At 66.3% G+C, this 17,573-nt stretch carries 3 protein-coding genes; all 3 read right to left on the bottom strand.

Annotation, left to right across the window (positions count from 1 at the left end; all coding sequences use genetic code 11):
- Positions 1 to 17: 17 nt before the first annotated feature.
- The gene (locus JOF56_RS30725; protein ID WP_443667648.1) at positions 18 to 4,556 is read right to left on the bottom strand and encodes a type I polyketide synthase; all 4,539 of its coding nucleotides are present in this window, start codon (positions 4,554 to 4,556) and stop codon (positions 18 to 20) included.
- A gap of 25 nt (positions 4,557 to 4,581) precedes the next feature.
- Entirely contained in the window at positions 4,582 to 7,578 is a 2,997-nt protein-coding gene (locus tag JOF56_RS30720) for a type I polyketide synthase (protein WP_209642957.1), read from the bottom strand.
- 188 nt (positions 7,579 to 7,766) lie between these two features.
- Positions 7,767 to 17,570: a type I polyketide synthase gene (locus tag JOF56_RS30715; protein WP_209642956.1), complete on the bottom strand. Its 9,804-nt coding sequence runs from the start codon at positions 17,568 to 17,570 to the stop codon at positions 7,767 to 7,769.
- Between the last annotated feature and the right edge of the window lie 3 nt (positions 17,571 to 17,573).

Here is a 17,573-nt window from a genome sequence, read left to right as displayed (position 1 = left end):
CGCACACAAAGGCCGCGTCAGGCGAGGCCGAGTTCCTTGTCGATGAAGTCGAAGACGTCGTCGGCCGAAGCCGTCTCGAGCCTGTCGCCCCCGGCCGTGCTCACTGTCCTGGTCAGCCGGGCGAGCAGGGCATGCAACCGGGCAGTGACCCGGTTGCTTTCGATCTCCTCGGGCGACAGCCCGGCCACTGTCTCTTCGAGACGGTCGAGCTCGGTGAGGATCGAGGCGGAAGCCCTGTCCTGGCAGAGCTGCGAGCGGAGGAACTCGGCCAGTTTCAGCGGGGTCCGGTAGTCGAACACCATGCTGGTCGGCAGTTTCCGGCCGGTCGCGGTGCTCAGCCGGGTTCGCAGATCCACCGCGGCCACGGAGTCGAAGCCGAGATCGTCGAACGCCCGCCTCTGCTCCACCTCAGCCGGATCGTCGTAGCCGAGCAGTTGGGCCACATGCGTGCGCACAAGTTCCAGCAAGGTCCGGCTCTGTTCGGCCCGCGGCATCTCGGCGAGCTCGACAGCCAACGGCCGCTGAGGGCTTTCCTGCACGTCAGGGAGTGCGGCAAGCAACGGGCACGGGCGTGCGAGCGTGTAGTTCGGGGCGAACCGGGGCCAATCGAAGTCGGCGATCACAACGTTGCCCTCGCGCCGGTCGACGATCTCGCGCATCGCGGTGATCGCCTTGCCGGGCGGCATCGCCGGGGCACCGATCTGGCGCATGAACGCGCTGAGTTCCTCGTCGACGAGTCCGCTTTCCCATGCTCCCCAGGCGATCGAGGTGCCTACCTGACCACGGGCCCGGCGCTGCTCAGCCAAGCCGTCGAGGAACGCGTTCGCACTGGCGTAACCGGTCTGCCCCCAGGTGCCCCAAACAGCCGAGCCGGAGGAGAACATCACGAATGCCTGGAGCGCGGTGTCGGCCAGCAGTTCGTCCAGATGCGCCGCGCCGGCGATCTTGGCGCGCCCGACCTGCGCGAACTCCTCGATCGTGAGTTCACTGAGCGGGGCGATCCGCTGTGCCACACCGGCCGCGTGCACGACCGCGGTCATGGGGTGTTCGCTCAGCAGCGCCGCCATGCGATCCCGGTCCGCGACATCACAAGCCGCAACCGTGACCTTGGTTCCCTTCGCGGACAACTCGTCAGCGAGCGCTTGCGCACCTTCGGCCTGCAGGCCGCGCCGGCTGGTCAGCACCAGGTGTTCGGCACCGTCGGCGGCCAGCATCCGGGCGACGTGCGCACCCAGTCCACCGGTTCCACCAGTGATCAGCGTGGTCCCGCTCCAGGTGGTCTTCTCCCCTGCCGGGCTGTCCGGCAGCGGTGCACGCACCATCCTGCGGGCGTACACGCCATTGGTCCGAACCGCGATCTGGTCTTCGGTTCCGGTGATCGCGTCCAGGAGTCGCGGGACCTCCCCTGCGTCGAGGATGTCCGCGATGCCGCCCCACGTGTCCGGGTGGTCCATGGCAAGGCCTGTTGCCAGGCCCCAGATCGCGGTCTGGAACGGGTCGCTGAGCTCGCTGGGCTGCTCGGCCGCGACCGCGCCGGAGGTCACGCACCACAACCTGGCGTCTTCGCCCGCGTCCCCCAATGCCTGGACAAACGTGATTGTGTCCGCACATCCTTGGGACAACACCGGGTGCTCGGCGTGCGGCCTGGTGTCGAGTGCGAGCAAGGACAGTACGCCGTCCGGTGCCTGCTCGCGGATCTGCCGAGTCAGCTCTTGTCTGGGCCCGGGGTGGATTCGAATGACTTCAACCCCACGACTGGCCAACTCCGCGATGATGCAGTCGACCAGACTGTCCGGCACCTCCGGGACGGCCACCAGCCATGTTCCGGCGAGCGCGCTCTTCGGCGCGTCCACGATCTTGTGCCAGGCGATCTTGTACCGCAGAGCGTCCGTTTGGTGGCCGGTTGAGGCCTGGACACTCACATTCCAGTAGTGCTTGCGTTGGAAGGCATACGTCGGCAGATCGACTCGCCGCGCCCCGGCGAAGAACGTGGTCCAGTCAACGTGTACACCACGCGCATACGCTTGCGCGATCGCTGTGACGAGTTCCCGCTCCTCACAGCGTCCACGCCGCAGAACTGGCAGGAACGCGATGTCTTCGCTGGTCACGCACCCGGCGCCGACCGGAGCCAGCGCCGCGTCCGGGCCCAGTTCGACGAATGTCGTGACGCCGCTGTCTTCCAACGACCGCACGACATCACAGAATCGAACGGCTTCACGGGCGTGCCGGACCCAGTACTCGGCGTCGAACCTGGCCTGCCCTCCGGTCACAGTGGACACGACCGGAATGAGCGGCTCCTGATAGGTCAGGGTCTCCGCGATGGCCCGGAACTCGCCGAGCATCGGTTCCATCAGCGCCGAGTGGAACGCGTGCGACACCTTCAGCCGCTTGGTCTTCCGCCCGATCGCGTCGAAGCGCGCGACGATCTCGGCGACGGCCCCGTCAGCACCGGAGATCACGACGGCCTCAGGCCCGTTGATCGCCGCGACGCTCACGTTTTCGGCCGTCAGTGATGCGACTTCTTCTTCCGTGGCCTGGATCGCGGCCATCGCCCCGCCGGACGGAAGCGCTTGCATCAAACGGCCTCGTGCCGTGACCAGCTCGGCGGCGTCCGCGAGCGACATCGCTCCACTCACGTGTGCGGCGGCGAGTTCGCCGATGGAGTGACCGGCCAGCAAGTCAGGCCGCCCGGTCCAGGATTCGACCAGCCGGTACAACGCCACCTCGACCGCGAACACGCCGGACTGGGTGAACACCGTCTGGTTCACCAGGTCTTCATCGTCACCCCAGACGACCTCCAGCAACGGCCGCTCCAGGTGCATGTCCAGCTCAGCCACCGCAGCATCGAAGGCCTGCGCGAACACCGGAAACACACTGTGCAGTTCGCGACCCATCCCAGGCCTCTGCGAACCCTGGCCAGTGAACAGGAACGCTGTCAGGCCATCCGGATTCGCCCGGCTGACCGGCGCGTGACCTTCCGCGAGTGCACGAAGGCCCCGTTCAAGCTCATTCTGGTCAGCGGCGACCACAACAGCGCGGTGCTCCAACGCAGCTCGGGTCGTGGTCAGGGAGAACCCGACATCCCTGATGTTCTGTCCATCCAAGTAGGACAGCAGGTTGGCCGCCTGTGCGCCTACCGCGTCCGCCTTCCGGGCCGAGACGATCAGCGGCACCACCGAGCCTGCCCAGCCAGCCTCCTCGACAGAGGTCTCCGTGGCCGGTGCCTCTTCGATGATCACATGGGCGTTGGTGCCGCTGAGCCCGAAAGACGAGATCCCTGCCCGGCGTGGGCCTTCGCTGCGCCATTCGATCGCTTCGGTGAGCAGCTCGACCTTGCCCGCCGACCAGTCCACATGGGGCGATGGCTCGTCCACGTGCAGGGTCTTGGGCAGAATGCCGTGCCGCATCGCCTCGACCATCTTGATGATCCCGCCGACACCGGCCGCGGCCTGCGCGTGCCCGATGTTCGACTTGAACGACCCGAGCCACAGTGGACGGTCGCGATCCTGGCCGTAGGTCTGCACGATGGCTTGCGCCTCGATCGGGTCGCCCAGCACGGTTCCAGTGCCGTGCGCTTCGACCGCGTCGATGTCCGATGCGGACAGTCGGGCGTTCTTGAGCGCCTGCCGGATCACGCGTTGCTGGGACGGGCCGTTCGGCGCTGTGAGGCCGTTGGACGCGCCATCGGAATTCACCGCGCTGCCACGGATGACCGCAAGCACTGGGTGACCGTTTCGGCGAGCGTCGGAAAGGCGCTCGACCAGGAGCATTCCGACGCCCTCGGACCAGGCTGTCCCGTCGGCTGCGCCCGCAAACGATTTACACCGGCCGTCGGGAGCGAGTCCGCGGTCCTGGCTGAACCCCACGAATGAGTCCGGAGTGGACATCACGGTCACACCACCCGCCATCGCGAGCGTGCTCTCCCCGGACCGGATCGACTGAACGGCCCAGTGCAATGCGACCAAAGAGGACGAACACGCGGTGTCCACCGTGATCGCCGGGCCTTGAAGGCCAAGGACATACGCCACCCGGCCGGACGCGACGCTTGCCAGCCCGCCGGTTGAGCTGCCGGAAGCGTAGTCATGGTAGACGACACCGGCGAACACACCGGTCCGGCTGCCCTTCAACGAGGTCGGATCGATGCCCGCGCGTTCCAGGACTTCCCACGCCGTCTCCAGCAAGAGCCGCTGCTGCGGGTCGGTGTCACGGGCTTCGCGGGGTGATATCCGGAAGAAGTCCGCGTCGAACTCGCCCGCGTTGTGCAGGAAACCGCCTTGCTCGCAGTAGGTTTTGCCGGGCGTGGCCGGCTCGGGGTCGTACAGGTCTTTCGCCCAGCCGCGGTCGGCCGGGAATCCGGAGATCCCCTCCGAGCCGGTCGACACCAGCCGCCAGAGGTCCTCCGGTGAGCCGATGCCGCCGGGGAAACGGCAGCTCATCGCCACGATGGCAACCGGTTCGTGCTGCCGGGCCTCGGCCAGCCGCAGCTTGTGGTTGGCCTGCTGCAGGTGCGCCGTCGCGCGTTTGAGGTACGCCCGGAGCTTCTCGTCGTTGGCCACCATCTACAACCTTCTCCCGTTGGCGCTAGGAGATTCCCAGCTCGCGGTCCAACGCTTCGAACAGCTGCTCGTCCGTGGCGTTGGTGAAGTCGGTGAACGCAAGCGCGTCGGACTCCTCGGCGCTGCCCGGTCCGATGTGCCCGCCGATGAACTCGGCGGCGGCCCGGGGCGTCGGATAGTCGAAGATCAACGTCACGGGCAGCGGCACACCGGTTGCCGTGCTCAGTCGCTTGCGCACCTCGATCGCCGCCAGTGAGTCGAACCCCAGCTCCTTGAACGCACGATCTGGCGCGATCTCCGCGATCGTGTCGTGGCCGAGCACTGCGGCGACATGCCGGCGGACCAGGTTGAGCAGTTCGCGCTGTGTCCCCGTGAACCTGGCGATGTGTTCGGCCACCGGGGGCTCTTCTGTGCTCTTGGACTGCGCGTCAATCCAATAACGCTTGCGTTGGAAGGCGTACGTCGGCAGGTCGACCCGGCTGGCACCGGCGAAGAAGACCGGCCAGTCGACACGGACTCCGGCAACGTGCGCAGCGGCGAGCGCGGTCACAATCTCTGGTTCCTCGGCCCGATCACGGCGAAGAACGGGGATGAACGTGGCCTCGCCGGCGCATGCCTGGCCCACCGCGCTGAGCGTGCGATCCGGCCCGAGCTCGATGAATGTCGTGACACCTTCGCTGACGAGAGTGCCGATGGCATCGGCGAACCTCACTGCGTCGCGCAGGTGCCGGGCCCAGTAGTCAATCGAGCCCATGTCAGTGATCAGGGGGATCGTCGGCGTGCCGAACGTGATGCCTGCGATCGCCGCCCGGAACTCGGTGAGCATCGGTTCTATCAGCGGCGAATGCGCGGCGAGTGAGATCTTGAGCCGTTTGGCCTTCTCGAACCTGCCCGCGATACCCAGGACCTCGGCTTGCGCACCCGCGATCACGACCGACTGCGGTCCGTTGATCGCCGCGATCGACACACTCGCGGTCAGCAACGGCGTGATCTCGTCCTCAGTCGCCTGAACCGCGACCATGACACCGCCTGGGGGCAGCGCCTGCATCAACCGCCCCCGGACCGCGGCCAGCTTCGCGGCGTCCTCAAGGGACAGAACTCCGCTGACATACGCGGCCACGATGTCGCCGGCCGAGTGCCCGGCCAGGTAGTCCGGTCGCACACCCCACGACTCGACCAGACGGAACAGCGCGACCTCGATCGCGAACATCGCAGTCTGCCCGAACGCGGCCTGGTCGAGCAGATCTTCGTCCTCGCCCCACATCACCTCGCGAAGAGGGCGCTCAAGGTGCTTGTCGAGCTCCGTGATCACTGCGTCCAACGCGGCCGCGAACACGGGATACACGCCGTGCAGCTCGCGCCCCATTCCCAGTCGCTGGGAGCCCAGCCCAGGGAACAGGAACGCGGTCAGGCCTGGTCGTCCCGACCCATGGACGATATTGGGCGATGGCAGATCCGCGGCCAACGCCTGCAGGCCACGGGAGAAGTCCGGGCCGATCACAGCCGCGCGATGCTCCAGCACCGCGCGGCCGGTGGCCAGCGAGAAACCGGTGTCGGCCGGGTTTCCGTCCACTTGCGACAGTTGAGCGGCCTGGGCGGCGAGGGCCAGCGGCGTGTGGCCGGAGATCACCCACGGCACCACACCGAGGCTGGCCTCGCCTGGCTTCGCGGGTTCGTCGGCCTGCTCGACGATCACGTGCACGTTGGTCCCGCTGATGCCGAACGACGAAATCCCGGCTCGCCGTGGACGGCCGGTCTGCGGCCATGGTTGCCGCTCGGTCAGCAGCTTCACGTTTCCCGCGTCCCAATCGACGTGCGGTGTCGGCTCGTCCACGTGCAGGGTCTGGGGCAGTACACCGTGCCGCATCGCCAGAACCATTTTGATCACGCCTGCGATGCCTGCTGCGGCCTGTGCGTGCCCCACGTTCGACTTGATCGACCCGAGCCACAACGGCAGTTCCCGGTCCTGACCGTAGGTCGCGATCACGGCCTGGGCTTCAATCGGGTCACCCAGCGTTGTTCCGGTGCCGTGCGCCTCGACGGCATCAACATCTGATGTGGACAGTTTGGCGTCGGCGAGCGCCTTGCGGATGACTCGTTGCTGTGACGGGCCGTTGGGCGCGGTCAGCCCATTGGAAGCGCCGTCCTGGTTGACGGCCGATCCGCGGATGACCGCCAGCACGGGATGTCCGTTTCGGCGAGCGTCCGAGAGCTTTTCCAGCAACACCACACCGGCGCCTTCTGCCCAGCCCATGCCGTCAGTGGACGCCGCGAACGACTTGCAGCGGCCGTCCCGGGCCAGCCCACGCTGGGTGCTGAAGTACACGAACATCTCGGGCGTCGACATCACCGTCACGCCACCGGCGAGCGCGAGCGTGCAATCGCCCTGACGCAATGCCTGTACAGCCCAATGCAGTGCGACCAAAGAGGACGAACACGCGGTGTCGACCGAAACCGCCGGTCCTTCAAGGCCCAACGTGTAGGCGACCCGGCCGGTGACCAGGCTGCCGCCGCTGGTGCTGCCAGGCTCGTTGCCCAGCGCGTAGTCGTGATACATCACGCCCGCGAAAACCCCGGTGGGACTGCCTTTCAGCGAATGCGGATCGATGCCTGCGCGTTCGACGGCCTCCCAGCAGATCTCCAGCAGCACACGCTGCTGCGGATCCATCGCACGGGCCTCGTTCGGGCTGGTCCCGAAGAACGCGGCGTCGAAATCGCCGGCATCGTGCAGGAATCCGCCTTGGTTGGCGTACGTCTTGCCTGGGCTGGGCTCGGGGTCGTAGATGCCAGGGTCCCAGCCGCGGTCGTCCGGGAATCCGGAGACCGCGTCCACGCCGTCGGCCAGCAGGTCCCACAGTTCCTCGGGCGAATTCGCACCACCCGGATAGCGGCAACTCATCGCCACAATGGCGATCGGCTCGTTCTCGATCCGTTGTTCGGCCTCGGCGAGCCGTCTGCGAGTGTCCCGGAGGTCTGCTGTGGCTCGCCTGAGATAGTCGAGAAGCCTCTTCTCGTCGCTCACGCCAGACCACTTCCCCTCGCCCATCGGGAAAAGGCCGGTCCGGGGGATCTCAGGCCCGAGTACCAGCTGGTTGATGCCGCTTGTGGCTGATTTCAAGCTACTTGCGCCACCGACCCCACTGGCACCCCTAGCCGCCCTTGTTGCGAGTAACCACTCGTGAATTCGTCATGTCCCCCACGGGGAATTCCTCACGAGTACGGTTCACTGTCGAGAATGCGGAACAGCTCGTCAGCGGTGGCCGATTCGATGTCGTCGTCGAGCGACGATGCTGTTTCTGCCATTTCGGATTCTGCCATTTCGGACACGAGCAGAGAGGTGACGGCGCTCGCGGTCGGGTGATCGAAGATCAGCGTCGCGGGCAGCCGCAACCCGGTCGCCGAGGTCAACTGGTTGCGCAGTTCGATCGACGACAGCGAGTCGAAACCCAGCTGGGCGAAAGTACGGTCGGGATCGATGGCCGAGGCCGACTCGTGCCCTAGAACTGCCGCGATATGTGTACGCACGACTTCCAGGACATTTCGCGCACGCTGCTCGGCTGTCAATCCGGCCAGTTGTTCCCGAAGGTCAGTGGTCTCAGCCAGGTTGCACGGAATCCTTACCAGGCCACGCAACAAGGCAGGCAGATGGTCCCGGGTGCGCAGAGTGCCGACATCCAGTTTGATCGGCACGACCACAGCCTGATCAGCGCCGAGCGCCGCGTCGAACAACGCAAGTCCTTCTTCGGCTGACAACGCGGGCATACCTGCCTGCTTCATCCGCTCGAGATCCGTGTCCTGAAGCGTCGCGCTCAGACCCACGCCCCACAGTCCGTACGCCATCGAAGTCGCCGGCAGGCCCTGCACCCGGCGCTGAGCAGCCAGGGCGTCGAGGAAGACGTTGGCTGCCGCATAGTTTCCCTGGCCGGCAGCCAGGACCAGGCCACCCGCGGAAGAGAACAGCACGAACGCGGTCAGGTCGAGGTCTCTGCTCAGCTCATGCAGATGCCATGCCGCGTCTGCCTTCGACTCCAGCACCGCGTCGATCCGGTCGGGTGTCAGCGAGCTGATCACGCCATTGTCCGCGATCCCGGCGATGTGCACGATCCCCGAGAAGTCGTGATCGGCGAACAGCTCTGCCAACGAGTCCTTATCGGACACGTCACAGGCCGCGATCCGCACCGAGGCACCGAGCTTCGTGAGTTCCATCCGCAGCTCGGGCGCGCCTGGTGCGTCGATACCCCGGCGGCTGGCCAGAACCAGTGACCTGATCCCACGCTCAGCGACGAGATGCTTGGCGATCAGCGCGCCGAGGGCGCCGGTCCCGCCGGTGATCAGGACGGTTCCGGTCCACTCCGGACCGTCCTGGGGCTGCGCCTTGGCCAGCCTGGGCACGCTGATCTCGCCCGCACGGATGGCGATCTCGGGTTCGCCGGTCGCCACCGCGGCGGCCATTGCCTGCCGGGATGTGTCCTCGTTGTCGATGTCCACCAGGACGAAACGACCCGGGTTCTCCGCTTCGGCCGCCCTGATCAGGCCCCAGACCGGGGCCTGGCGGACATCCGCGCCTTCGTCCTCGTGCACGGACACCGCGTTCTTGGTGAGCACCACAAGTTGCGACCCGGCATTGCCGGAATCGGCTAGCCACTCCTGGACCACACCTAGCACTTGCTCAAGCACTGACCGGACCGCGATCGGAATGCCACCGTCCGGCGATGTCACCTCCAGCACGGTCGGCAGTTCGCCCGGCTCGCCTGCCGGGATCACGGTCCACTCGATCCGCAACAGCGGCACACCTGCCCGCAGCTGGTCCGGCGACACCGGCCGCGACACCAGCGATTCCACCGACAGAACGGGGTTTCCGGTCTCGTCGGCCACCTGGATCGTCGTGCCGTCACCCTCTGCGGGTGCCATCCGGACCCGCAGCGATGTGGCTCCGGAGGCGTGCAGCGTGACTCCGTTCCAGGAGAACGGCAGCAGCGTATCGTCGCCTTGCAGGCCGATCAGGCCTACGTGCATCGCGGAGTCGAGCAGCGCGGGGTGAATCCCGAACCCGTCCACGTCCGTGTCCTCAGGCAGCGAGACCTCGGCGAACAGTTCGCCACCCCGTGTCCAGGCCTTTCTGAGGCCCTGGAACACCGGACCATAGCCGTACCCACGGCTCAGCAACATGTCGTAGGCACCCGCGACATCCACTTCCTCCGCCCCCACCGGCGGCCACAGTTTTGCCCCCAATGCCACATTGGGGGCATCAGATGTCCCCAATGTGGCATTGGGGACACACAAAACGCCCTCGGCGTGCAGGAGCCAGGTGTCGTCGGCCTGGGAGTAGATGTGCACAGTTCGGCCAGAGTTCTCCGGCGCACCGACGACAACCTGGATCGCGCGGCTGTCAGCGAGAACAAGAGGCGCTTGCAGGGTCAGTTCCTGGATGACGGGGAATCCGGCCTGGCTGCCCGCGCGGATGGCCAGGTCCACAAAGGCGGTGCCGGGCAGCAGGATGTTGCCCAGGATGTCGTGATCCGTCACCCAGGGTTGAGTCTCAGCCGACAGCCTCCCGGTGAACGTGACAGCCCCGGAGTCGGGTGCCGGCACGGCCGCGGCCAGCAACGGGTGGTCGATTTCCGTCTGACCGAGGCGGGTGAGGCCGGTGCTCGCCATTGGCGCGTTCATCCAGTACCGCTGACGCTGGAAGGCATAGGTCGGCAGGTCGATCCGGCAGGCCCCGGCAAAGTAGGTCTCCCATGAAACGTGTTCACCTGACGTGTGCAACTGCGCGAGCGCGGTCGTGATCGCGACGGACTCCGGCCTGTTCTGCCGCATGGCCGGGATCACCATCGCGTCCGGCCCGAGTGACCGCTGGACCAAGCCGGTCAGCACGGCATCAGGCCCGAGCTCGACGAACCGGGTGATGCCCTGGGCCGCCAGGAACGTGATCCCGTCGGCGAACCGCACCGGCCGACGAACATGCTGAACCCAGTATTCAGGCGCACGGATATCCGTGATGCCACCGGTCACAGTGGACACGATCGGAATCTGCGGCTCGTCGAAGGTCAGGCCGGCGACCACCGTGCGGAACTCGTCCAGCATCGGGTCCATCAACGGCGAGTGGAACGCATGTGAAACGGGCAAGCGCTTGGTCTTGCGACCCTGCGCCGCGAACCTGGCCGCGATCTCCAGGGCGACGTCCGCGACACCGGACACGACAACCGACCGTGGCCCGTTCATCGCGGCGATCCCGACCTTGCCAGTGATCATCTCCGCGACCTCGGCCTCGGTGGCTTCGATCGCGACCATCGCGCCGCCGGAGGGCAATGCCTGCATCAGCCGTCCACGAGCGGCCACCAAGGCACAGGCGTCCGCCAACGACAGCATCCCGGCGACATGTGCGGCCGAGATCTCGCCGATGGAATGCCCTGCCAGGTAGTCCGGCCGCACACCCCACGACTCCAGCAACCGGAACAGGGCAACCTCGACCGCGAACAACCCGGCCTGGGTGAACATCGTCTGGTTGATCAGGTCCTCTTCGTCGCCCCACAGCACGCCGAGCAACGGCAGATACAGCCCCTTGTCCAGCTCGGCCACGGCCGCGTCGAACGCTGCCGCGAACGCCGGGAACATCGCGTGCAGTTCCTGGCCCATACCCAGGTGCTGAGCACCTTGCCCGGCGAACATGAACGCCGTTTTGCCCGCGCCTTGCGTACTTGTCCGCACCACGCCATGTCCCGTCTCGCCTTGGGCCAGCATGCCCAGCCCACGGATGAGCCTGGCACGATCACCGATCACGGCCGCCCGATGTTGGAAGGCCACCCGCGAAGTCGCGAGCGAATAGCCCACATGCCAAGGATCCAGCTCGCCACGACTCTCCACATGCGACAGAATACGCGCGGCTTGGGCCCGCAACGCCTCGGGCGTCTTACCGGAGATCACCCACGGCATCAACGAGGCGTTCACCGGACGTGGGCTCGCCGAAGGACCGGGAGCCTGCTCGATGATCACGTGCGCGTTGGTGCCGCTGAGCCCGAACGACGAGATCCCGGCCCGCCGGCACTCACTGACCCAGTCCAGCGCCACGGTCAGCAGCCGCACATCGCCTCCGGCCCAGTCGACCTGCGGCGTCGGCTCGTCCACGTGCAAGGTCGGCGGCAGCACACCGTGCCGCATCGCCTCAACCATCTTGATCACACCGGCGACACCGGCCGCCGCCTGGGTGTGGCCCATGTTCGACTTCACCGAACCGAGCCACAGCGGCCGTTCGCGGTCCTGCCCGTAGGTCGCGAGCAGAGCCTGGGCTTCGATCGGGTCACCCAGTGTCGTGCCGGTTCCATGTGCTTCGACAACATCCACGTCGGCTGCGGCCAGACCAGCATTGGCCAGCGCTTGGTGGATCACTCGCTGTTGCGCTGGGCCGTTGGGCGCCGTCAAGCCGTTGGACGCGCCATCCTGGTTGATCGCTGAGCCCCGTACGATCGCCAGCACCGGGTGGCCGTTGCGCTGGGCGTCCGAAAGCCGTTCGACCAGGAGGACTCCGGCCCCTTCCGACCATCCTGTCCCGTCGGCGGCTCCGGCGAACGACTTGCAGCGACCATCCGGCGCGAGCCCTCGCTGCTCACTGAAGTACACCAGGTTGTCCGGTGTGGACATCACGGTCACGCCGCCGACCAACGCCAGCGAGCACTCACCGGACCGTAACGCCTGCGCCGCCAAGTGCAATGCGACCAATGAGGACGAACAAGCAGTGTCCACAGTGACCGCTGGGCCTTCCAGACCGAGGGTGTACGAGATCCGGCCGGACACAACGCTGCCCGCCGTACCACCGCCGTAGTCGTGGTACATCACACCGGCGAACACTCCGGTTGAGCTGCCGCGCAGCGATGCCGGGTCGATCCCGGCGAGTTCGAGCGCCTCCCAGGAGGTTTCCAGCAACAGGCGCTGCTGTGGGTCCATCGCCACGGCCTCACGCGGCGAGATCCCGAAGAACGCCGGGTCGAACTCGGCCGCGTCATAGAGGAATCCCCCGATTTTGGTGTAGCTCTTGCCAGGTTTCCCCGGCTCGGGGTCGTACAGCTTCTCGTCCCAGCCACGGTCGACGGGCAGCTCGGACATCACGTCAACACCGTCGGCAACGACCCGCCAGAGATCTAGCGAGGACTTGATACCACCCGGATAGCGACAACTCATCGACACAATGACGATCGGATCATCGCTGACATCAGCGGTCGCGGACGGCGCCTCGACCGGGTCACGCTGACCACTTCGCAGGCTTCGAATGTGGTCCGCGACAGCATTGGCCGTCGGGTGGTCGAAGATCAATGTGGCGGGCAGGCGCAGCCCGGTGGCGAGGTTGAGCTGGTTGCGGAGCTCGACCGCGGCGAGTGAGTCGAATCCCAGCTGTTCGAAGGGCCGGTCCGGCTCGATCGACACCGCCGAGGCATGCCCGAGTACCGCGGCGACGTGCCCTCGGACCAACTCCAGCACGTCTTCAGCCTGCTTGCGGCGTGCCGGCATCCGTACCAGCCCACGCAACACTGGCGGGACAGCTGTCCCCCGCAACGCAGGCAGATCCAGTCTGACCGGAACCATCTGGGTCCGGCCGGACAAGGCCGCGTCGAACAGGGCCAGGCCTTCCTCATCGGACAGCGGCTGCATGCGTCCGAAGTCCGTACCAAGACCAGCACTCCAGTGACCGAAAGCCATCGAGACACCGACGAGTCCGTTGGCTCGACGATGGGCCGCGAGACCGTCGAGGAACGCGTTGGCCGCGGCGTAGTTGCCTTGACCGGCAGAGCCTGTCACCCCGGCGATCGACGAGAACATCACGAACTTCGACAGATTCTTGGTCAGTTCGTGCAGATGCCAGGCGGCATCTGCCTTGGGCGCGAAAACCGTGCCGAGCCTGTCCGGGGTGAGCGACCCGATCAACCCGTCGTCCAGCACACCGGCCGCGTGGATCACTGCTGTCACCGGATGCTCGGCGAGCAGCGCCGCGACGGCGTCTCTCGACGAGACATCGCAGGCGACCACCATGACATTCGGACCGAGCTCGTCCAGCAGTTCGCGGGCGCCGGGCGCGTCCAATCCCCTTCGACTGGCCAGGACCAGGTGTCGGACGCCGTGCTCGGTCACCAGATGCCGGGTGACCAACGCACCCAGGCCGCCTGTCCCGCCAGTGATCAGCACCCGGTCGTCGGCGTTCCACTCTGGTTGACTTCCGGCAGCCTTGACGAGCCGTGGCACGAACACGGTACCGGCGCGGATCGCCATCTCCGGCTCACCGGAAGCGATCGCGGCCGCCAAGGCGTCCTGGGAACGCGGTGAACCGTCCAGATCGACGAGCACGAACTGGTCGGGATTCTCGGCCTGCGCGGCCCTGACCAGACCCCAGATCGGTGCCTGGACCACATCCATACCGTCCTGTTCGGACACCGCGACGGCGTTCGTGGTGACCACGACCAGTTTGGCCGGCCATTCACCGGACAACCAACTCTGCAGCTCACCCAGCACTCGTGCGGTCAGCGAATGCATCGCGGCCAGGACTTCGCCGTCCGGCGTCACGCACTCCAGCACCGCGTCGGACAACCCCGCCTTGGTGACCTCGATCGGGTTCCACACGATCTCGAACAACGACTCGGCCGGGCGCTCGAACGACACCGGCCTGGAGATCAGCGATTCCACTTCCAAAACACCAGGCGCTTGCAGCGACAGGGTGTCAGGAGTCGGCTGAGTGATCTTCACACGGAGTGTCGCCGCGCCCGTCGCGTGCAACTCGACGCCCCGCCACACGAATGGCAGCGAAGTGCGTTCGCTGTCGAGCATGGCCGCGTGCATCGCCGAATCCAGCAAAGCGGGATGAATTCCGAAACCACCTGGGTCTTCCGGCAACGCGACCTCGGCGTAGATCGCGTCCTCGTATCGCCAGGCCGCCTGCAACCCTTGGAACACCGGGCCGTACGCAAGCCCCAGCCTCAGCAATGTGTCGTACGCACCCGACACATCCATCTCCCGCGCCCCCACCGGCAGCCATTGTTGTGCCCCCAAAGTGGCGTTGGGGGCATCCAACGCTCCGAAAGCCACTTTGGGGGCACACAAAGTGCCTTTGGCGTGGAGGTGCCAGGTGCCGTCGGTCTGGGAGTGGATGTGCACTGTGCGGGTGCCTGATTCCAGTGGGCCGACCGTGACCTGGATGTCCATGGTGCCGGAGATGACGAGTGGGGCCTGAAGTGTCAACTCTTCAATCCGGGCGCACCCGGCCTCGCTGCCGGCGCGAATCGCGAGATCCACGAAAGCACTGCCGGGCAACAGGATCGTGCCGAGGACTTCGTGGTCGGCCAGCCAAGGCTGTTTCTCCACCGACAGCGAGCCGGTCAGCACGATCCCGCCTGAAGCGAGCGAGACGGAGTTGCTCAGGATGGGGTGGTCGAAATCCCCGGCCAGGCCGGGTGGGTCCATCCAGAAACGCTGTCGCTGGAACGGATACGTCGGCAAGTCCACCCGCCGTGAACCCTCGAAGAACGCGGACCAGTCAACGGTCGCCCCAGCCACGTACATCTGGCTCACCGCAGTGAGAAGCGTGGCCACCTCGGGCCGGTCACGGCGCATGGACGGCGCGAACACGGCACCTTCGGCCGATTGCTGGGCCATTCCGGTCAGTACGGCATCCGGCCCGATCTCCAGGAACCGGGTGACGCCGATCGACGAAAGGAACTGCACGTTCTCGGAGAAGCGGACGGTGTCGCGGACGTGCCGGACCCAGTAGCCGACCGAGCCCATGTCCGAGATCAGCGGGATCTTGGGCAGTCCGAACTCGATGTCGGCGATCGCGTGCCGGAACTCGGCCAGCATCGGGTCCATCAACGGCGAGTGGAAGGCGTGCGACACACGCAAGCGCTTGGTCTTCTCGAACAGGCTGGCGATCGTGACGACCTCGGTCTCGTCGCCCGCGATCACGACCGCCGAAGGCCCGTTCACCGCCGCGATCGAAACCCGCGCGGTCAGCAAAGGCGTGATCTGGGCTTCGGTCGCCTCGATGGCGACCATCGCCCCACCAGGCGGCAATGCCTGCATCAACCGGCCACGAGCCGCGACCAACGCACAAGCGTCCTCAAGGGACAGAACTCCGGCGACATGGGCGGCCGCGATCTCTCCGACGGAATGACCGGCTAGATAGTCAGGGACGATTCCCCACGATTCGATCAGCCGATACAGCGCGACCTCGATCGCGAACAACGCGGGCTGCGCGTTCCCGGTCTGGTCGAGCGCCTCGGCATCCGATCCGAAGATCACATCCCGGACATCCAGATGCGCCAGCACGGCGTCCAACGCGGAAGCGAAAACCGGGAAGGCGGAATACAACTGCTTGCCCATCCCCAGTCGCTGCGAGCCTTGACCGGTGAACAAGAACGCCGTCAGACCCGGGAAACGGCCGGGCCCGCGAATCAGCCCTGACGCGTTCCCGCCGCGGCCGAGTTCGGTCAATCCGTGTTCGAGGTCCTCCCGGTTCGACCCGAGCACCACGGCCCGATGTTCCAGCGCGGCACGTCCCGTCGCCAGCGAGAAACCGACGTTCTCAGCTCTTTCATCCAGATAGGACAGCAACCGGGTTGCCTGTGCGGCAACGGCAGTGGGAGTCTTTCCGGACAGCACAAGCGGCACCATCGGAAGATCGGGACCGTCGGCAACGGGCTCGACGGCAGGAGCCTGCTCGATGATGACGTGTGCGTTGGTGCCACTCAGCCCGAACGACGAGATCCCAGCCCGCCGCGTCACACTGGTCCACTCCTGCTCACGTGTCAGCAGCCGGACGTCGCCAGCAGACCAGTCGACCTGTGGCGAAGGCGAATCCACGTGCAGTGTCCGGGGCAGCACACCGTGCCGCATGGCTTCGACCATCTTGATGATCCCGGCGACACCGGCCGCTGCCTGCGCATGCCCCATGTTCGACTTGATCGACCCCAGCCACAACGGCTTGTCCCGGTCGCGGCCATAGGTCGCGAGCAACGCCTGCGCCTCGATCGGATCGCCCAGAACCGTGCCGGTGCCGTGTGCCTCGACCGCGTCGACGTCTGATGTGGACAGCCGGGCGTTCGCCAGAGCAGCTCGGATGACCCGTTGCTGGGCCGGCCCATTCGGAGTTGTCAGACCGCTGGAAGCGCCGTCCTGGTTGACGGCCGAGCCACGCACAACGGCCAGAATCGGGTGACCGTTCTTTCGGGCATCGGAGAGTTTCTCGACAAGCAGGACTCCAACGCCTTCAGCCCAGCCAGTTCCATCAGCAGCAGCCGCGAAAGGCTTGCACCGGCCGTCCGGCGCAAGCCCGCGCTGTTCGCTGAAATACACCAACATCTGCGGTGTGGCCATCACGGTCACGCCACCAGCCAATGCAAGTGAGCACTCGCCTTGCCGTAACGCCTGACACGCCAGATGTAACGCCACCAGAGACGATGAGCAAGCTGTGTCGATGGTCATCGCGGGCCCTTCAAGGCCCAAGGTGTACGCCACGCGGCCGGATACGATGCTGCCCGCGCTGCCATCGCCGTAGTCGTGATACATCACGCCCGCGAACACACCGGTATCGCTGCCGCGCAAGGACGTCGGGTCGATTCCGGCGCGCTCGAAGGCCTCCCAGGACGTCTCCAGCAGCAGGCGTTGCTGGGTGTCCATCAGCTGGGCTTGCTTCGGGGAGATCCCGAAGAAGTCCGCGTCGAACTCGGCCGCGTCGTGGAGAAAACCGCCCTCATGGGCGTACGACTTGCCAGGCTTGCCCGGTTCAGGGTCGTAGACGTGCGGGTCCCAGCCCCGGTCGGCCGGGAACTCCGACATCACGTCACGTCCGTCGGCCACCATCTGCCACAGACCGTCCGGTGTGGTCACACCGCCGGGGAAACGGCAGCTCATCGCCACAATGGCAATGGGTTCACCAGCCGCTGCCCGCAGGGTGGCGTTCTGCTGCCGGAGCCGTTCGTTGTCCTGCACGGACTTACGCAACGCCTCGACGATCTGCTCGACGGAAGCACTCACGGC

Source organism: Kibdelosporangium banguiense (assembly GCF_017876405.1).
GTDB lineage: Bacteria > Actinomycetota > Actinomycetes > Mycobacteriales > Pseudonocardiaceae > Kibdelosporangium > Kibdelosporangium banguiense.
The sequence above is the reverse complement of the archived record's forward strand: the minus strand, read 5'-3'. Positions and strand labels throughout refer to the sequence as shown.